This is a genomic window from Actinomadura sp. 6N118, assembly GCF_044326415.1.
GTDB lineage: Bacteria > Actinomycetota > Actinomycetes > Streptosporangiales > Streptosporangiaceae > Spirillospora.
Map to the genome: position 1 here is coordinate 554,305 of NZ_JBIRAZ010000002.1, position 17,329 is coordinate 571,633.

The 17,329-nt window shown below is 70.9% G+C and carries 17 protein-coding genes; 11 read left to right on the top strand and 6 right to left on the bottom strand.

Annotated features, from left to right (window positions below):
• The first annotated feature begins 43 nt into the window (after positions 1-43).
• The 5 genes from ACH34W_RS06435 to ACH34W_RS06455 all read left to right on the top strand — a co-directional run bounded on the left by ACH34W_RS06435 (position 44) and on the right by ACH34W_RS06455 (position 4,930).
• Positions 44-1,264 carry a bifunctional 3,4-dihydroxy-2-butanone-4-phosphate synthase/GTP cyclohydrolase II gene (locus ACH34W_RS06435; protein ID WP_395960059.1) on the top strand — a complete coding sequence of 407 codons (1,221 nt, stop codon included), beginning with the start codon at positions 44-46 and terminating at the stop codon, positions 1,262-1,264.
• Positions 1,264-1,776 carry a 6,7-dimethyl-8-ribityllumazine synthase gene (gene ribH, locus ACH34W_RS06440; protein WP_395959765.1) on the top strand — a complete coding sequence of 171 codons (513 nt, stop codon included), beginning with the start codon at positions 1,264-1,266 and terminating at the stop codon, positions 1,774-1,776. Before ACH34W_RS06435 ends, ribH begins: the two co-directional genes overlap by 1 nt.
• 43 nt (positions 1,777-1,819) lie before the next feature.
• Complete coding sequence (gene hisG / locus ACH34W_RS06445) at positions 1,820-2,695, top strand: ATP phosphoribosyltransferase (RefSeq protein ID WP_395959766.1); 876 nt, start codon at positions 1,820-1,822, stop codon at positions 2,693-2,695.
• Complete coding sequence (locus ACH34W_RS06450; RefSeq protein ID WP_395959767.1) at positions 2,688-3,134, top strand: PH domain-containing protein; 447 nt, start codon at positions 2,688-2,690, stop codon at positions 3,132-3,134. Before hisG ends, ACH34W_RS06450 begins: the two co-directional genes overlap by 8 nt.
• Positions 3,135-3,265: 131 nt before the next feature.
• Positions 3,266-4,930 (top strand): serine/threonine-protein kinase, encoded by a 1,665-nt coding sequence (locus ACH34W_RS06455; RefSeq protein ID WP_395959768.1) that lies wholly within the window; start codon positions 3,266-3,268, stop codon positions 4,928-4,930.
• Here the strand turns inward: ACH34W_RS06455 and ACH34W_RS06460 are convergent, their stop codons facing one another.
• From ACH34W_RS06460 to ACH34W_RS06475, 4 genes are all read right to left on the bottom strand, one after another.
• The gene (locus tag ACH34W_RS06460) at positions 4,931-5,881 is read right to left on the bottom strand and encodes a D-alanyl-D-alanine carboxypeptidase family protein (protein ID WP_395959769.1); all 951 of its coding nucleotides are present in this window, start codon (positions 5,879-5,881) and stop codon (positions 4,931-4,933) included.
• A 106-nt stretch (positions 5,882-5,987) separates the two neighbouring features.
• On the bottom strand, positions 5,988-6,605 hold the full coding sequence (locus ACH34W_RS06465; protein ID WP_395959770.1) for a hypothetical protein: 618 nt from the start codon (positions 6,603-6,605) through the stop codon (positions 5,988-5,990).
• The gene (locus tag ACH34W_RS06470; protein WP_395959771.1) at positions 6,602-8,005 is read right to left on the bottom strand and encodes a selenium-binding protein SBP56-related protein; all 1,404 of its coding nucleotides are present in this window, start codon (positions 8,003-8,005) and stop codon (positions 6,602-6,604) included. Before ACH34W_RS06470 ends, ACH34W_RS06465 begins: the two co-directional genes overlap by 4 nt.
• Before the next feature lie 61 nt (positions 8,006-8,066).
• Complete coding sequence (locus ACH34W_RS06475) at positions 8,067-9,317, bottom strand: sulfite oxidase (protein WP_395959772.1); 1,251 nt, start codon at positions 9,315-9,317, stop codon at positions 8,067-8,069.
• Positions 9,318-9,421: 104 nt separating this feature from the next.
• Here ACH34W_RS06475 and ACH34W_RS06480 point away from each other — a divergent pair, with 104 nt between their 5' ends.
• The 5 genes from ACH34W_RS06480 (at position 9,422) to ACH34W_RS06500 (ending at position 14,253) form a co-directional block, all read left to right on the top strand.
• Complete coding sequence (locus tag ACH34W_RS06480) at positions 9,422-10,327, top strand: AAA family ATPase (RefSeq protein WP_395960060.1); 906 nt, start codon at positions 9,422-9,424, stop codon at positions 10,325-10,327.
• 12 nt (positions 10,328-10,339) lie between these two features.
• Positions 10,340-11,455, top strand: a complete 1,116-nt coding sequence (locus tag ACH34W_RS06485; RefSeq protein ID WP_395959773.1) for a VWA domain-containing protein — start codon at positions 10,340-10,342, stop codon at positions 11,453-11,455.
• Entirely contained in the window at positions 11,436-12,554 is a 1,119-nt protein-coding gene (locus ACH34W_RS06490) for an XdhC family protein (protein WP_395959774.1), read from the top strand. The genes ACH34W_RS06485 and ACH34W_RS06490 overlap by 20 nt, the downstream gene beginning before the upstream one ends.
• Before the next feature lie 19 nt (positions 12,555-12,573).
• A complete protein-coding gene (locus ACH34W_RS06495; RefSeq protein WP_395959775.1) occupies positions 12,574-13,155 on the top strand; it encodes an NTP transferase domain-containing protein in 582 nt (193 codons plus the stop codon).
• Between the two features lie 81 nt (positions 13,156-13,236).
• Positions 13,237-14,253, top strand: a complete 1,017-nt coding sequence (locus ACH34W_RS06500) for a carcinine hydrolase/isopenicillin-N N-acyltransferase family protein (RefSeq protein WP_395959776.1) — start codon at positions 13,237-13,239, stop codon at positions 14,251-14,253.
• Here the strand turns inward: ACH34W_RS06500 and ACH34W_RS06505 are convergent.
• Complete coding sequence (locus ACH34W_RS06505; RefSeq protein ID WP_395959777.1) at positions 14,237-15,442, bottom strand: cytochrome P450; 1,206 nt, start codon at positions 15,440-15,442, stop codon at positions 14,237-14,239. The two genes, ACH34W_RS06500 and ACH34W_RS06505, sit on opposite strands and share 17 nt — an antisense overlap.
• 109 nt (positions 15,443-15,551) lie before the next feature.
• Between ACH34W_RS06505 and ACH34W_RS06510 the strand changes: the two genes are divergently transcribed.
• On the top strand, positions 15,552-16,028 hold the full coding sequence (locus tag ACH34W_RS06510) for a nitroreductase family deazaflavin-dependent oxidoreductase (protein WP_395959778.1): 477 nt from the start codon (positions 15,552-15,554) through the stop codon (positions 16,026-16,028).
• Positions 16,029-16,085: 57 nt separating this feature from the next.
• Here the strand turns inward: ACH34W_RS06510 and ACH34W_RS06515 are convergent, their stop codons facing one another.
• Positions 16,086-17,300 (bottom strand): DUF6986 family protein, encoded by a 1,215-nt coding sequence (locus tag ACH34W_RS06515; protein ID WP_395959779.1) that lies wholly within the window; start codon positions 17,298-17,300, stop codon positions 16,086-16,088.
• Between the last annotated feature and the right edge of the window lie 29 nt (positions 17,301-17,329).

The following is a 17,329-nucleotide window of genomic DNA, read 5'->3' on the forward strand; positions in this document are numbered from 1 at the left end:
GATCAGCGACGACACGATCAGCGACGACACGATCGGCGGCGACATGGTCGGCGACAACGGGATCTTCGACTCGATCGAGGACGCGATCGCCGACATCGCGGCCGGCAAGCCGGTCGTGGTGGTCGACGACGAGGACCGCGAGAACGAGGGTGACATCATCTTCGCGGCGGCCAAGTCGACGCCCGAGCTCCTCGCGTTCACCATCCGCTACACCAGCGGCGTGATCTGCGTGCCGATGGAGGGCGCCGACCTCGACCGGCTGCAGATCCCGCTGATGACCGCGCAGAACAACGAGCGCATGCGCACCGCCTACACGGTCAGCGTCGACGCCCGCGACGGGGTCGCCACGGGGATCTCGGCGGCCGACCGCGCCAAGACGATCCGTACGCTGTGCGACTCGGCGACGGAACCGTACGAGCTGGTGCGGCCCGGCCACATCTTCCCGCTGCGCTACCACCCGGGCGGCGTGCTGCGCCGCCGCGGTCACACCGAGGCGTCGGTCGACCTGGCCCGGATGGCCGGCCTGCATCCGTCCGGCGTCCTGGCCGAGGTGGTCAACGACGACGGCACCATGTCCCGCCTGCCCGAGCTCCAGGTGTTCGCCAAGGAGCACGGCCTCAAGCTGATCTCGATCGAGCAGCTCGTCGAATACCGCAAGCGCACCGAGTCGATGGTCCGGCGGGTCGTCGAGACCCGGCTGCCCAACCGCTTCGGCATGTGGCGCGCGGTGGGCTTCTCCAGCGCCATCGACGGCGGCGAGCACGTCGCCATGGTCTACGGCGACCTGAGTGACGGCGAGGACGTGCTGATCCGGGCCCACTCCGAGTGCCTCACCGGCGACGTCCTGCACTCCGAGCGCTGCGACTGCGGCACCCAGCTGGACGCGGCCATGGAACGCATCAGCGCGGAGGGCCGCGGCGTCGTCCTCTACCTGCGCGGGCACGAGGGCCGGGGGATCGGCCTGCTGTCCAAGCTGCGGGCGTACGCGCTGCAGGACAACGGGTCCGACACCGTGGACGCCAACCTGGAGCTCGGCCTGCCCGCCGACGCGCGCGAGTACTCCAATGCTGCCCAGATGCTGCTCGACCTCGGCGTACGCTCGATCCGGGTGCTCACCAACAACCCGGCCAAGCTTCACGGGCTGACGGGCTTCGGCTTGGAGGTCCGTGGCCGGGAACCCATGCCGGTCGTGGTGACCGAGCACAACCGCCGTTACCTGACGGTCAAGAGGGACCGTCTCGGACACAAGATCGAGGGCCTGTGATGAGTGGAGCAGGACGTCCTGAGGACCGTACCGTCGACGCCGGGGGCCTGTCCCTCGGCATCGCCTGCACCCGCTGGCACGGGCAGATCACCGACCGCCTGCTCGAACGCGCCCTCGACGCCGCCAAGGCCTGCGGCGTCGCCGAGCCCGTCGCGGTACGCGTCGCGGGTGCGCTGGAGCTTCCGGTCGTGGCCCAGCAGCTGGCCCGCGATCTCGACGCGGTGGTCGTCCTCGGCGCCGTGATCCGGGGCGAGACCGCCCATTTCGACTATGTGTGCGACTCGGTCACGGCCGGTGTGACCCGCGTCGCGCTCGATGAGGCGACTCCGGTGGGCAACGGGGTGCTCACATGTGACACCATTGAGCAGGCACTGGATCGCAGCGGGCTGCCCGACAGCCATGAAGACAAGGGATGGGAGGCGACTGTGGCCGCACTCGATACGGCTCTGACCCTGCGAGGTCTGCGGCATCACGGTCACGCCGGGCATGACGCGGAGCATCTGAGCTCCTGACCATCCCGGATTCCCGTACGACATCCCACCGAAAGGCTTCACCGTGCTGTCTCTCGTCCTGCCCAAGGGCTCACTCGAAAAGGCGACCCTTGAGCTGTTCGACGCCGCCGACCTGACCATCCGCCGGTCCTCGGACCGCGACTACCGCGCCCAGATCGACGATCCGCGCATCGACCGGGTGCGCGTACTGCGCCCGCAGGAGATCCCGACCTATCTGGAGCAGGGCCTGTTCGACCTCGGCATCACCGGGCGCGACTGGATCACCGAGACCGACTCCGACGTCGTGAGCCTCGGCGAGCTGAAGTACTCCAAGGCCACCTCCAACCCGGTCCGCGTGATCATGGCGGTCCCCCACGACGCGCCGTGGCAGTCGGTCTCCGACCTGCCCGAGGGCGTACGGATCTCCACCGAGTTCCCGGCGATGACCAAGCGCTTCCTGGAGCAGCACGGCGTCAAGGCCAAGGTCGTTCCCTCGTACGGCGCCACCGAGGCCAAGGTGCCCGACATCGTCGACGCGATCGTCGACCTGACCGAGACCGGCTCGTCGCTGCGCAAGAACGGCCTGCGCATCCTCGACACCCTCCTCACCAGCTACACCGAGCTGGTCGCCAACCGCGAGGCCTACGAGGACGCCGACAAGCGCGCCGCGATGGAGGACATCGCCCTGCTCCTGCAGGGGGCGATCCGCGCCCGGGGCAACGTGCTGCTCAAGCTCAACGTCGCGGCGACCGACCTGCAGGCAGTGCTCGACATCATGCCGTCGATGTCCTCGCCCACGATCACCTCGCTCGCCGGCGGCGCGTCCAGCGCGGTGGAGGGCGTGGTCGCCAAGCGCGGCGTCAACACGCTCATCCCGGCGCTGAAGGCCGCCGGCGCCCACGACATCCTCGAGATCCCGATCTCCAAGATCGTTGACTGACGCACCGGCTCTCCCGACCGTGTGGCGCCCCCGCACCACCCGGCTCGTCGCCTACCTCACGGCGGGCGCGATCGTGCTCGGCATGATCGTGCTCGCCGTGGTGGTGGCACCCCAGTTCAAGCTGTTCGACCGCGTCCTCATCATCATGTTCGGCGTGTGCGTCGCCTGGGTCCTGCACATGCTCGCCCGCTGCCACGTGACGGCCGACGAGTCCGGCCTCACGGTCGTCAACGCCTTCCGCACCCGCCGCCTGGAGTGGCCCGAGGTCCTCGACGTGAGCATGTCGGTAGGCGAGCCCTGGCCGACCCTCGACCTGGCCGACGGCACCTCCCTGGGCGCCATGGGCATCAACGGCACCGAAAAGACCCTGGCCGCCCGCCAGCTGGCCGAGCTCCAAGCCCTGATCCACCAACGCGGCGAGGCCCCCGACCCGCAATGACCGGGCGCACGGCGGTCAATGCGTTCTTGTCGCTCGTTCGGCGGCGCGGTGAGGTGGCTGGTCTGTCCTGAATCTTGGGAAAGGTCGGTTCGGGCGGGTGTGTGTCGGTCGGGGGCTCTAGGATCAGCGCCGTGACGTCCGGACAGAGGGTGGTCGACGGCCGGTTCGAACTGGTCGACCGGCTGGGCAGCGGGGGCATGGGCACGGTCTGGCGTGCTCGCGACCTGGCCTTGCATCGCGAGGTGGCGCTGAAGGAAGTGCGGCCCGCCGGGTCGGATCCCGCCCGGGAAGACCCCGAGCTGGCGCGGAAGATGCGCGAGCGAGTGCTGCGCGAGGCCCGGGCGCTGGCCCGGATCGACCACCCCAACGTGGTCCGCATCCATCACATCATCGACGAGCCCGACATGGACTATCCGTGGCTCGTCATGGAGCTGGTGCGGGGCGGCTCGTTGAGTGGGCGGCTGGCCGAGGGGGATCTGTCGCCTGCGGAGGCGGCTGTCGTTGGACGGGGTGTTCTCGGGGCGCTGCGGGCCGCGCATGAGGCGGGGATCTGCCATCGCGACGTCAAGCCCGCCAACGTGCTCCTCCGAACGGACGGCAGCCCGGTCCTGACAGACTTCGGCATCGCGGCGATCGACGAGGCATCCCGGCTCACCATGACCGGCGGGCTGGCCGGGTCTCCCGAATACATCGCGCCCGAGCGCCTGCATGGTCAGGAGGGCAACCCGGCGTCCGATCTGTGGTCGCTCGGCATGTTGCTGTACGTCGCGGTCGAGGGGCACAGCCCCATGCGCCGTCCCTCCACGGCCGCCACGCTCGCCGCCGTTCTGCGTGCGCAGGTTCCGCCGCCGGCGCGTGCGGGGGCATTGACCGGTGTACTGCAGGCCGTGCTGGTGCCAGACCCGGCGGCCCGGCCCACGGCGGAGCAACTGGACCGTATGCTCGCCGAGGCCGCGATCGGCCGCGCGACGGTCACTCCCGAGCCGGTCGCGTTCCCGCCGCCTCCTCCGGTGCCCGCTCCGCCCACCGAGCCGCAGTTCCCGCATGGGACTGGGCCTGGTTTCGGCGGGCGTCCCACTGGGCCGGGTCTCGCGCAGCCCACGGGGCCGGGGCTTGGTCACCCCGGCGGGGCGGGGTTCGCGCCTCAGCCCCGTCGGTCGTCGCGGGGCCTCAAGGCGGTCTTGATCGTCCTTCCCGTCGGCGCGGTCGCACTCGTGGGAGTGCTGCTGGTCGTGGTGTTCGTGGTCTTCACCGAGTTCATCGAAGGCGAACGGCAGAGTCCGGGGGCCAACGAGGGGGGCGACGGCCCCTTGACTCGCAGCGCTGAGCCGGGGACGGCCTCCGGGAAGGTCAATCTGCTGACGCCGGCCGGCATCCGGAAAGTGATCGCGGAGTTCGAGAAGGTCACCGGGAGCAAGCAGTTCCTGGACCTCAAGGTGTATCCCGAGTACGCGTTCGCCAAGGCGCCCTTGCGCGGCAACAAGAGGTTCTACGACGAGTACGAGTACCGGAACGGGCGGGCGGCACGGCAGCGTGAGGGCGGCAAAATCGACTCGGACGACGGCCTTGTCGACCTCAAGACGTTCAAGTGGGACGCCGTCCCGGCACTGTTCCGGTCTGCGGAAAAGAGACTCAAGCCCGTCAAGCCGGTCAGCCGCTACATCATCGTGGACCCGGCCTGGACGTTCTACCGCGACAAGCCCGTCATGATGTTCTATCTGTCGGGTGCCTATGAAAGCGGCGGCTACATCGCGGCCAACCAGAAAGCCCAGGTCGTGTACCGAAGCGAGGGCTGATCAGTCGACGTTGGCGCCGGGCACCACGGGCGCGACGGTGAGGACGCCGGTCGCACGGACGCCGAAGCCCCAGTTGAGCATCTTCATGGCGTCGGTGAAGCGGACCTGCTCCTTGGTCTTCGAGCTGTTGAGGACCACGCCGATGAGGGTGCGCTTGCCGCGGCGGGCGGCGAACATCAGGGAGTAGCCCGCCAGGTCGGTCGTGCCCGTCTTGATCCCGATGGCGCCGCGGTAGGAGTTGAGCAACCGGTTGGTGTTGGTCCAGCGGTACGTGCCGTGCCCGCCGCCCGCCTTGAGCGGGTAGGTCTTCCGGGCGGCGATCGCACGGAACTCCTTGTTCTTCATCGCGTAGTCGGCCAGCTTGACCTGGTCGCGCGCGGTGGAGCTGGTCGCGGTCCCGGACGGCCAGGGAAGCCCGTCGAAGTTGGCGTACTTCGTCCGGGTCATCTTGAGCTGGCGGGCCGTCTTGTTCATCTTCGTGACGAAGCCCTTCCAGCCAGGGCCGTAGGCGTCGGCGAGGACGTAGGCGGCGTCGCATCCGGACGGCAGCAACATCGCGTTCAGGAGCTGGCGCACGGTGAGCTTGTCGCCTACCCGCAGCCAGGCCCGGCTCGCGCCGTTCTTGTTGACGTAGTCGATGTGCTTCTTCTTGACGGTGAGCTTCCGGTCGAGCTTGCCGGCACGGATGACGACCATGGCGGTCATCATCTTGGTGATGCTGGCGATGGGGCGGCGGGTGTCGGCGGCGCGGGACCAGCGGGTCTTCCGGGCGCCGCTGTCGAAGAGGTAGGCCGACTTGGCGGCGACGCCACGCGGCCCGGCGGCGGCCGAGGCGGACGGCTCAGCCGTGGTTGACGGCGTGGCTTCCGCTGAGACCGGGATCGTGACCATCGGCACGGTCACCACCACCGCGACCGCGGCACGCGTCGTCCAGCGCATTGTCGACCCCATGATGCTCCCCGTTCACATTGCCCACATAGGCCCCGTTAGTGGCACAAGGAGATTGCCAGCCGGGAAGCCGCGGCCGCAGGGGAATGATCAAATTGGCGGGTCGCGGTCAGGCGGTGAGGAGGGTCGCGGCCCCGGCGCCCACGAGCGCGACCGCCCACACCCGGTCGAGATTGAACCAGGCCCGGCGCAGGATCGCCAGGCCGACGATCTCGTACACCGCCAGCGCTACCACCCCGGCGACGGCGAACATGGCGAGGGTGTGCACGCCGGTGACGAAGACGCCCGCGGACAGGCCGTCGGCCGCGCTGTGCCGGTGCCCGGACGCCGGGCCGGTGGTCAGCACCGGCAGGAGCATGAGCCCGGCGCCGTGCACCGAGGACATGAGGAACGACCAGCCCGCGAGCTGCCAGAGCGAGAGGCGCATGCCGACCCAGCGGAAATGCCGCTGGGACAGCAAGCGCCACAACCCGAAGCCCACCAGGAGCACGCCTCCGGTGATCGCCACCACCTGCGTCGCGACGACCGACCGGGTCACCGACACCAGCACGGCCACCACGCCGACGGAGGCCGCGTGCCCGGCGGCGATGGCGGGCAGCGACTGCAGGACCAGCGCGCGGCTCCGTTCCTGCAGTCCGCGGGCGACCGCGAAGAGCCAGCCCATGCCGGGGTTGAGCCCGTGGAACGCGCCCAGGGCGAGCAGGGCGGCGAGCGATCCTTGGGTCACGGATAGCAGTAGGAGTCGGAGGACGCGTCGCCGCCCTGCAACCGCGTCTGGTGCGGGCGGAGGCCGCGGAAGTCGTCGCCGTGCGGGAAGAACCGTTCGTCGAAGGTGAAGCCCTCCGGCGTCGAGTCGAGCTTGGCCATCCAGGCGCCCACGCCGTCCGGGAAGAACTGGTCGTCCCACGCCCCGTACAGCGAGTTGGTCACGTAGACCCGCTTGCCGTCGCGGCTGACCTCGACCATCTGCGGGCCCCCCGCGAGCGGCAGGTCCGGTGCGACGGGGTGCGCGGTCCGGCCCGCGATGCCGCCGATGCGCACCGAGCCGGCCTCGACCGGGTTGAACGGGTCGCTCACGTCATAGCGCTTGAGCTCGCCGGTGCCCCAGCACGACACGTACAGCCACTGGTCGTCCACCGACAGGTCAATGTCGGTGACCAGCGGCGGCACCGCGCCGAACGGCTGGATGACCGGCGGCAGCGTCCCGGCGTCCGCCACGGGCTCGGCCGGGATCGAGATGACCTTCTTCGCCGCCCAGGCGTCGCCGTCGCGGTGCCAGATCCAGACCGAGGCCGACAGGTCCTCGACGCTCACAGCCACGCCGGCGAAGCCGTACAGCTTGGTCGGGTCGTGGGCCGGGCGCAGTTCGAGCACCAGCTGGTGCTGGTCGCCGAGGTCCACGGTCTGGACGTGCGTGCGCTTGCGCAGGTCCCAGAAGTGCAGGGCGTGGCCGTACTTGCGGCCGACCAGCAACTCGGGGACCACCCCGTCCTCGATCATCGAGGGCGTGCCCCACTCGGAGGTCACCAGCACGTCGTGCGCGATGTGCCACCAGGCGTCGTAGGCGAAGTACTGCGGGCCGCGGTCGACCTCCCACCGGCCCAGCACCTCGAACGAGGTGTGGTCGAGCAGCGCGATCCCGCCGGGCCCGTCCTCGCCGTCGGCGCCGCCGAGCGCCGTCACGTAGAGCCCGGCCGGGCCGCAGTGGACGGTGTGCGGGCGCGAGTAACCGGCGCGCTTGGCGAGCTCGCTCGCCTCCAGGGTCTTCACCAGCTGGGGCTTGAGCGGGTCGTCCTTGGTGTCGAAGACGTGGATCCGCGACGACCGCAGTCCCGGAACGATGAGGTAGCGGCGTTCGACGTGCGGATGCGGCGCGTAGGGGCACAATGCGCTGCTGCACGCGTTCCAGCCGAAGTGGTGCAGTTCGTCCCCCGTGCCGGGCATGTCGGCCCAGCCGACGACATCGCCGTAGGAGTCCGAGCCGGGGTCGACGTCGAGGACCGCGATCGCGTCGGACTTGGCCGCGGCACGGTCGAACGCGGCGACGTAGGCGAGCCTCTCGGGGGGTGCGGAGACGGCGTCGCGCGGCGAGGCGTAGAAGGTGGGATCCGGCTTCCAAAGTGCCATGGTTCCTCCCTGTGTCTCCTGCATGTCTATTATCCCTCGCCGAGACATTGGCAAGGGGGCGCTAGGAGATGGTTATGGGATGACGCACTACGGCGTTAAAGAGGTAGCCAAGAGTGTTGTAAGGGGCGGTCATGGGCTGTCCAGAACTGGTCTCGTCCACGGCGCGCGCGAGCAACTCGTACCTCCCCTGTGCCTTGGGTCGCCAGGGGAACTCCCAGCGCACCCAGCCCCGCAAGGGGCGCGGGCCCAGCGTCCGGGCTCGCCGCCAGGTGGTGCCGCCGTCGACGCTCACCTCGACGTAGCGGATCCGCCCGTTGGCCGACCAGGAGCGCCCGGTCAGCACGTGCGTGCGGTGGCGGGTGAGCTGAGCGTCCCAGGGGAGCTCGAACGCGCTCTTCACGTTCATCCGGGTGAGCGGCGCGCTGCCCTCGGCGGGGTGATCCGGCCCGAACAGCCGGTAGAAGCGGGTGTTCCATGGCGAGAAGAGCGGCTTGTCCGACACCTCGATGTCGCCGAGCCACTTGATGGAGGCGATCCCCACCCACGACGGCACGACGAGGCGGACCGGGTAGCCGTGATCGGGGGCGAGCGGCGCGCCGTTCATCTCGTACGCGAGCAGCACGTCCTTGAGGGCCTTGGCGATCGGCAGGGGACGGCGCACGCGGCCGAGGTTCTCGCCCTTGTCGACGAATTCGGCGTCGAGGCCGCGGGGGAGGACGTCCACAGCCTGCCGGGTCAGTCCCGCGCGTTCCAGCACGGTCGAGAGCGGGACGCCGCGCCAGCGCGCGACGCCGACGGCGCCGAGTTTCCACGGTGTGCCGGAGACCTGCTGCCCTTGCTGCGAGGTGTAGAAGCTGCGGCCGTTGCCCGTGCACTCGATGAACGCGGTGATGGTCTCCGCGCGCAGGCCGAGCAGATCCTCGTACGACAACTCGACCGGGTGATCGGCGTCCGGTGCCCCGCGCAGGCCGCTGCCCCAGAGCTTGAGCCGCCACGTCCGCGCGTCGATGAGCGGCGTGGCGACGTGGTTGCGGACGAAGAACCGGTCGACCGGCGTGTGCTGCCCGGTGCCCTTGAGCGCCTCCCAGCGGGTCTCGGCGTTCGTCCCGTGCGCGATGAACAGCTCGGGCGGCAAGGGCTTGACGATGGGGCCGCCTGAGGGGGTGGCCGCGTGCGCCATGCCGGTTCCGGCGAACGCGGCGCCGAGGCTCACACCCGCGGTGGCTCGCAACATCCCACGGCGTGAGATCCGGCTCCATTGCTCGGCGCGCATTCGTTCGTAGGTGGCCTCGTCGGTGAGGTCATGGTCCATGGACCGATCGTGGGTGACACGTCCTCATAAAGTCAACTGTTCATGTAGGAAAAGTCGCTAAAACGCACCTGGTCGGCGGTGGGTAGCCTGAGGGCGTGACGCGAATCGCGGCGAACGGCGCGCCCGAGGCTGAATCCGGCATCGAATCTCCCGGCGACCTCCAACGGCTTCTGGACGGGCAGGCCTACCTGGCCGACGAGGGCCTTGCGACCGCGGGCTTCCTCGCGCTCCGGATGCGGCGGCCGCTGTTCCTGGAGGGGGAGGCCGGGGTCGGTAAGACCGCCCTGGCCAAGGCGCTTGCAGCGGTCCTCGGCGCGCCGCTGATCCGCCTCCAGTGTTATGAGGGCCTCGACGCGGCGCAGGCGTTGTACGACTGGGACTTCCCGCGCCAGCTGCTCCATCTGCGCGCCGCCGAGGCCGCAGGAGTCGCCGACGTCGACCGGCTGGAGGGCGAGCTCTACGACCGGCGCTTCCTGCTCGCGCGGCCGCTGCTGCAGGCGCTCGAGACCGTGCCGAGCGTGCTGCTCGTCGATGAGATCGACCGTGCCGACGACGAGTTCGAGGCGTTCCTGCTGGAGGTGCTGAGCGACTTCACCATCTCCGTTCCCGAACTCGGGACCGTGCGGGCCGAGGTGCCGCCGGTGGTGGTCGTCACGTCCAACCGCACCCGTGAGGTGCACGACGCCCTCAAGCGCCGCTGCCTCTACCACTGGCTGGAGCATCCCTCCTACGAGCGCGAGGTCGCGATCATCCGGCGGCGCCTGCCCGGTGCCGCCGGCCGGCTGGCCCGCCAGGTCGCCCAGGCGGCGCAGCGGCTGCGTGCCGAGGATCTGCTCAAGCCGCCCGGCGTCGCCGAGAGCCTGGACTGGACCGAGGCCCTGGTCGCGCTCGGCGCCCGCGAGCTCGACCCCGGGACGGCGGCGGTCACGCTGGGCGCGGTGCTGAAGTACCGCGAGGACCAGGAACGCGTCGTCAAGAACGGCCTGGCCGCCCTCTTCGACGACGGGTGAGGGGCGGCACGCATGCGGGACGGCACTGAGACGATCATCGGCTTCGCCCGTACGGTGCGCGCGGCGGGCGGCCCCGCCGACACCGAACGGGTCCAGGCGATGCTGGGCGCGCTCGACCATCTGGACGTGCTCGATCCGGCCGACGTCTACTGGGCGGGCCGGTTCACGCTGTGCGCCGACCCCGATGACATCGCCCGCTACGACCGTTGCTTCGCCGCCTACTTCGGCGGTCGCACGGCCCGTTCCGGACGCCGCGTTCCGCCGCCCGCCGTCCGGCGCTACACGCTGGTCCCGAGCCCGCGGACGCCCGCCGGGGAGGAACGGGCGACGGACGTGCGCCTGGCCACGGCCAGCGGCGTGGAGGTGCTGCGCAACCGCGACGTCGCGAAGCTCAGCGCCGCCGAGCGCGCCGAGGTCAACCGGCTCATCGCGCTCCTGGCCGCCGCGGCCGAGCAGCGCCGGTCCCGGCGCTTCGAACCGGCGAGTGGTGGCCGCCTCGATCCCGGCCGGACCATCCGCGAGGTGTTGCGCCGGGGCGGGGAGATCTCGGCGCTGCGCCACCGGGCCCACCGGACGAGGCCGCGCCGCGTGGTGCTCCTCATCGATGTCAGCGGCTCGATGAGCCCGTACGCCGACGCGTTGCTGCGTTTCGCGCACGCCGCCGCACGCGCCGGAGGCCGGGGTGTCGAGGTGTTCAGCGCCGGAACGCGCCTGACCCGCCTCACCCGGGAGTTGCGGCACCGCGACCCAGACACCGCGATGACGGCCGCGTCCGCCGCGATCCCCGACTGGAGCGGCGGCACGCGGCTGGGGGAGGAGCTCAAGGAGTTCCTCGACCGGTTCGGGCAGCGCGGCCTGGCCCGGGGCGCGGTCGTGGTCATCGCCTCGGACGGCTGGGAACGCGGCGATGCCGGGCTGCTGGGCGCCCAGATGGCACGGCTGCACCGGCTCGCCCACCGCGTGGTGTGGGCCAACCCGCACAAGGCCCGGCCCGGCTATGAGCCGCTGACCGCCGGGATGGCGGCGGCTCTCCCGTACATTGACGACTTCACCTCCGGGCACAGCCTCGGCGCCCTGGAGGATCTGGCTCGGCTGATAGGGGACCGCAATGCGCGACGTGCTCGATGACATCGTGCGCTGGTACGAGACCGGCGAGACGTTCGGCCTGGCCACGGTCGTCAACACCTTCCGCAGCGCGCCGCGGCCGCCGGGCGCGGCGATGGCCGTGTCGGCCTCCGGCGAGGTGGCGGGCAGCGTGTCCGGCGGGTGCGTCGAGGGCGCCGTGTACGACCTGGCCCAGTCGGTGATCGGATCCGGCGAGCCTGTGCTGCGGCGGTACGGCGTGAGCGACGACGACGCGTTCGCGGTGGGCCTCACCTGCGGCGGCATTCTGGACATCCTCGTCGAGCCGGTCGGGCCCGCGTCCTTCCCGGAGTTCGGGGCGGTCGCCGCGTCCATCGCGGCGCGCGAGCCCGTCGCCGTCGCGACCGTGGTCGCCGGGCCGGGCAAGATCGGCGCGCGCCGGATCGTGTGGCCCGATCGCGCCGCCGGGTCGCTGGCGCCGGGCGCCTCGTACGCCGACCGGCTGGACGACGCGGTCGACGACGACGCGCGCGGCATGCTCGCGCAGGGCCTGACGGGGCAGCGGCACTACGGGCGGGCAGGGGAGCGGCGGCTCGACGAGCTCACGGTGTTCGTGCACAGCTTCGCGCCGCCACCGCACCTGCTGGTCTTCGGCGCGATCGACTTCGCCGCGGCGGTGGCGCGGATCGGCAAGTTCCTCGGCTACCACGTGACGGTCTGCGACGCCCGGGGGGTGTTCGCGACGCCCAAGCGGTTCCCGGACGCGGACGAGGTCGTGGTCAAGTGGCCGCACAAGTTCCTCGGCGAGACCGAGGTGGACGCGCGGACGGCGATCTGCGTCCTCACCCACGATCCGAAGTTCGATGTGCCGCTACTGGAGGTCGCCCTGCGCACCCCGGCGGGTTACATCGGGGCCATGGGGTCGCGGCGCACTCATGACGATCGGCTGAAACGGCTCCGCGAGGCCGGTCTCGGCGACGCCGAGCTGGCGCGGCTGAGGTCGCCGATCGGGCTCGACCTGGGCGCCCGGACGCCCGAGGAGACGGCCGTCTCGATCGCGGCCGAGCTGATCCAGCTGCGGTGGGGAGGATCCGGGCGCCCGCTGACCGACACCAGTGGCAGGATCCACGGCGAAACGGGGTAGGAGGCCGTAACCTCTCGAGATGACCTTGCATGGTGAGGTGCCTCCGGCCGGTTTGCTGCTGGCCGCGGGAGAGGGCAGCCGGCTCGGCCGGCCCAAGGCGCTGCTGGAGATCGGCGGCGAACGCCTCGTCGACCGGGGTGTGCACATGTTGCGGGAGGCGGGCTGCTCGCCGGTGATCGTGGTGACCGGCGCCGCCGAGCTGGAGGTCATGGGCGCGGTCGTGGTGCCCAATCCCGGCTGGCGCACCGGCATGGGCTCCTCGCTGCGCACCGGGCTGGCCGAGCTGCCGCCCGCCTGCCCCGCCGTCGTGGTCGCGCTGGTCGACCAGCCGCGGGTCACCGCCGCGGCCGTGCGGCGCCTGATCGAGGCGTACGACGGCGGCGCGGAGGTCGCGGTCGCCACGTACGGCGGCGAGCCGCGCAACCCGGTGCTCTTCGTCCGCGCCCATTTCTCGGCGGTCGCGGAGACCGCAGAGGGGGACGTGGGAGCCCGGCCCTTCGTGCGTTCCCACGCGGACCTGGTGACTCCGGTGCCCTGCGAGGACGTCGCGGCGCCCGACGACATCGACACCCCCGAAGATCTGGCCGCCTTCTCCGACTGAGCCGGTTTCGCCAACTGACCCGGCTCTCTCCAACTGACCCGGCGGTCTTGCGTGGGCGGCCGTTCGGTGTTAGCAGGGATCATGAGCACCGTTCACCTGCCCCGGCGGGCCGTGTTGCTCGGGCTGCCGGCGGCGGGGGTCGCCACCGCGTGCCGGCGCGGCTCCGCGGACAAGGCCGGGAGCGCGCTGACGCGCGACGAGGAGCGCAGTCTGAAGACGTTGCGGCTGATCGACGCGGATCACCCGCTCTTCGCGATGACGCTGTACGGGCCGTACGACCCGCTGCGGCAGACGACGGCGCTCGCCCCGGTCTCCCGGCCGTTCGCCTGCTCGTTGTTCCTCGCCGGGCACGGGCCGCGCGGGCCGCTGTTCGGCCGCAACTTCGACTGGGGGCCGAACCCGGCGCTGCTCCTCACCACCAAGCCGCCGAACGCTCCCGCGTCCATCTCATTGGTGGACATCTCCTACCTCGGCATCGACCAGGGTGCGGCCAAGCGGCTTCTCGGGGACGACGAGCTGCGCCGCATGATGCTGAAGGCGGTCGGCATCCCGTTCGACGGCGTCAACCAGCACGGTCTGGCGGTCGGGATGGCCGCGGTGGACTCGGCGAAGGCACCGAAGGTGCCCGGCGGTCCCGTGGTGGGCAGCGCCCGCATCCAGCGGCTCGCTCTCGACCAGGCGCGGACCGTGGACGAGGCGGTCGCCGTCTTCCGCCGTTACAACGTGAACTTCGCCGAGGGGGAGCCGCCGCTGCACTACCTGCTGGCCGACGCGCGCGGGAAGGCGGCGGCCATCGAGTTCGTGGACGGGGAGATGAAGGTGATCCCGAGCACGGGCGGCTGGCACGACATGGTCAACTTCGTGCTCTCGACCGCGGACGAACGCGAGCGGCAGGCGGACGACCGGTACCGGGCGATCGCTGACCGGATGCGCCGCACGGGAGGGCGGCTCGATCCCGCGGGCGCGATGGATCTGCTCTCCAAGGTGGCGCAGCGCCACACCCGCTGGTCGGCGGTGTACGAGCTGCGGCACGGCGATATGAGCCTCGCGCTGGGACGCGACTACCGGCGGATCCACCGCGTCAAGCTCGGGTCCTGACCAGGAGCCGTGCGGGACGCCGGACGAGGTGGCCGGTCGTCCAGGGAACGTCGGCGGCCGGCGTGACGAGCGCGAGGTCGGGCAGCCGTTCGACGAGCGCCGACAGGGCCTCCTGCAGCTCCATCCGTGCCAGGTTGGCGCCCAGGCAGTAGTGTGCGCCGCGGCCGAACGCGATGTGTCCCGAGCCCTCACGGCCGGGGCGGTACTCCTGCGGGTCCGGGAAGACCTCCGGGTCGTGGTTGGCGGCCAGCGGCGGCGACAAGACCGCCTGGCCCTTCCGCACGACGCCGCACGAGAGCTCGACGTCCTCCTTGGCGACGCGGGGCAGCCCGGCGTCGCCCGGCACCTCCATCCGGAGCAGCTCCTCCACGGCGTGCTCGACCATGGCGGGCGACTCGACCAGCGCCGCGTACCGTTCACGGGGTTCGAGGAGACGCAGCAACCCCCGGCTCAGCACCGACGCCGTGGTCTCGTGGCCCGCGGCGACCAGCGTCATCGCGATGCGGGTCAGCTCGTCGTCGTTGAGCCGGTCGTTCCCGTCCTCGTCCCGGGCCTGGATGAGCGCGGCGATCAGCCCGTCGCCGGGCGCCGCCCGGTGCGCCGTGATGAGCTCGGCCATGTAGACGGCGAACGCGAACGCCGACTCGATCCGTTCGTCCGGCGTCAGCGCCGCCGTGGACAGCAGGTCGTCGGACCAGCCCCGGACACGCTCGGTGTCGATGCCCTCGACGCCCATGATGTCGCAGATCACCTGGATCGGCAGCGGGAAGGCCAGCGCCGCGACGAAGTCGACGGGCCCCTCCTCCGCGAGCATGCCGTCGATCAGCTCGTTCGCGATGGTGCGCACCCGGGGCCGCCAGGCCGTGATCTGCCGGGGCGTGAACGTGCCCGACAACAGCCGCCGGAGCCGGGTGTGCCGGGGCGGGTCCATGTTGAGCATCTGCTCGGGGTCACTGGAGATGTCCATCCCGGACACCATGCGGGGAGCCCCGGGGTAGTTGAGCTCCCGGGTGAAGCGCGGGTCCGACAGGATCGTGATGACGTCCTCGTACCGCACCGCCATGACCGCGCTGTCGCCGCTCGGCAGCCGGACCGGGCCGAGCGGCTCCTCCCGGTGACGCCGGGTGAACTCGGCGGGCAGGCGTCCTTGCGGACCGGGCGTGAACGGCACAAGCGCTGGTTCGGTCACGCCGGGACCATAACCGCGCAGCCGCCGCCCGAGAACCCTCTACACCCAATCGTGATCATGGTCCGGGTGGCAGAATGCATCAATTGCCGACCATCTCTCGGAGGCCACCGTGCCGAAGCCGCGCCCCGCCTACCTCGACGAGCCGCGCACCACGACGATGATCAAGCGGTCGAGCACGATCCATGTGGCGATCTTCAAGCTCACCGGCGGATTGATCGGCCGCCGCTTCCGGATGCAGGGGCAGATACGCAACGCGCCGCCGGTGTGCCTGCTCACCACGATCGGCCGCAAGTCCGGCACGCACCGGACCGTGCCGCTGCTCTACCTGGACGACGGCGAACGGGTGGTCATGGTGGCCTCACAAGGAGGCATGCCGCGCCACCCGCTCTGGTACCTCAACCTGCAGGCCAATCCGAACGTGCTGGTGCAGATCGGCCGTCACCGCCGTCCCATGCGCGCCCGTACCGCCGACGAACACGAACGCGCCGAGCTGTGGCCCCGCCTGGTCGAGATGTATCCGGCGTATGACGACTACCAGTCGTGGACCGACCGCGAGATCCCGGTGGTCATCTTCGAACCCGTCTAGAGCACAGAGCTCGGCGCCATCCGAGCTTGGTGGTATTCGAGCTTGGCGCTCATGGTGCTATTCAGGGAGCACGCTCTCGTCCAGCGCGCCGCAGTCGACCGCGCGGCGCAGCCGGGCGGTGAGCGCCTTGATGGTGGCCGGTTCGTCGAGCACGCCGTCGTCGCCGCCCGCGGCCTGCTCGTGCCAGGCCCGTACCCGGCCGATGACCTCGTCCACCCCGCTCAGGTGGAAGGCGTAGACGGCGGCGTAACGGCTCGGCAGGTGCGCGGGATGCAGGTCCCAGCCCTGGTAGAAGCCGTGCTTCAGCGAGTGCCGCACGTGCGCGGCGTGCACCGACCAGGCGTGGTTGACCTCATCCGGGCCGTCGTTGCGCGGGATGATGTTGGTGGAGCCGTCCGACAGGCGCACGCCGGTGCCGGCCAGTGAGACCTGCATGGCGTGCCGGGCGAAGTCGCAGGCCGGGTGGTCGAGACGCTGCTCGGCGGGCGGCAGGCCGATGGCCGCGGTGTAGTCGAAGACCCCGAAGTGGGCGGCCGCCATGCGGCTGCGGGCCGCCTCGACGATCGCGCGCAGGCCGAAGCGCCCCTCGTGGTCGATGACCGCCTCGGTGGTCTCGATCTGGACCTCGAACCGCAGGATGCCCTCGGGCAGGCCGAGCGCGGTCTCCAGCCGCTCCAGGTAGTCCACGAAGATCACGACATGCTCGGCCATGACCACCTTGGGGAAGGTGATCGTGAAGCCGCCGGGCAGCCGGCCGAGCCGGTCCCGCAGCGCGGTGAGGAAGCCGTCGAGCGTCTTCATGGCGCGCTCGTGGCCGCCGTCGGCGAACGACTTGACCCGCAGCCCCCAGTAGTGGGGGAGGCCCTTGGCGTTGTAGGCCGTGGCGACGGCCTCGACCACCTGGGCGATGTGGTCGTCCTCCTCCTCGTCGGAACGAACGCCGTAGCCGTCCTCGAAGTCGATCCGCACGTCCTCGATCGGCTCGCTCGCCAGCTTGGCGGCCACCCGTTCCCGCACCAGCCCGGCGATCTCCGGCTCGATGCCGAACGCGGTGCCGAACGAGCCCGCGCCGGGGGTGTGGGTGTTGAGCAGCCGCAGGGCCTCGGCCCCGAAGTCGGCGGGGGTCGAGCGGGAGAACCGGTCGGCCGGCACGTAGACGGTGTGGACCGGCTGCCGTCCCGAGGGCGGCCCGGGGAAGTGCGCGGCGTGCTCGGCGGAGACGGCGGCCACACGCTCGGACAGATCGTCGATCGAGGTAACGCTCAGGTTCACCCCGTAATGATCCCTCAAGATCCGGCTCC

Excerpts from the sequence above, each read along its gene's own strand:
- ACH34W_RS06435 (WP_395960059.1), top strand. The coding sequence starts at position 44 with ATGGTCGGCGACAACGGGATCTTCGACTCGATCGAGGACGCGATCGCC.
- ribH (WP_395959765.1), top strand. The coding sequence starts at position 1,264 with ATGAGTGGAGCAGGACGTCCTGAGGACCGTACCGTCGACGCCGGGGGC.
- ACH34W_RS06460 (WP_395959769.1), bottom strand. The coding sequence starts at position 5,881 with ATGGGGTCGACAATGCGCTGGACGACGCGTGCCGCGGTCGCGGTGGTG.
- ACH34W_RS06470 (WP_395959771.1), bottom strand. The coding sequence starts at position 8,005 with ATGGCACTTTGGAAGCCGGATCCCACCTTCTACGCCTCGCCGCGCGAC.
- ACH34W_RS06475 (WP_395959772.1), bottom strand. The coding sequence starts at position 9,317 with ATGGACCATGACCTCACCGACGAGGCCACCTACGAACGAATGCGCGCC.
- ACH34W_RS06485 (WP_395959773.1), top strand. The coding sequence starts at position 10,340 with ATGCGGGACGGCACTGAGACGATCATCGGCTTCGCCCGTACGGTGCGC.
- ACH34W_RS06490 (WP_395959774.1), top strand. The coding sequence starts at position 11,436 with ATGCGCGACGTGCTCGATGACATCGTGCGCTGGTACGAGACCGGCGAG.
- ACH34W_RS06495 (WP_395959775.1), top strand. The coding sequence starts at position 12,574 with ATGACCTTGCATGGTGAGGTGCCTCCGGCCGGTTTGCTGCTGGCCGCG.
- ACH34W_RS06500 (WP_395959776.1), top strand. The coding sequence starts at position 13,237 with ATGAGCACCGTTCACCTGCCCCGGCGGGCCGTGTTGCTCGGGCTGCCG.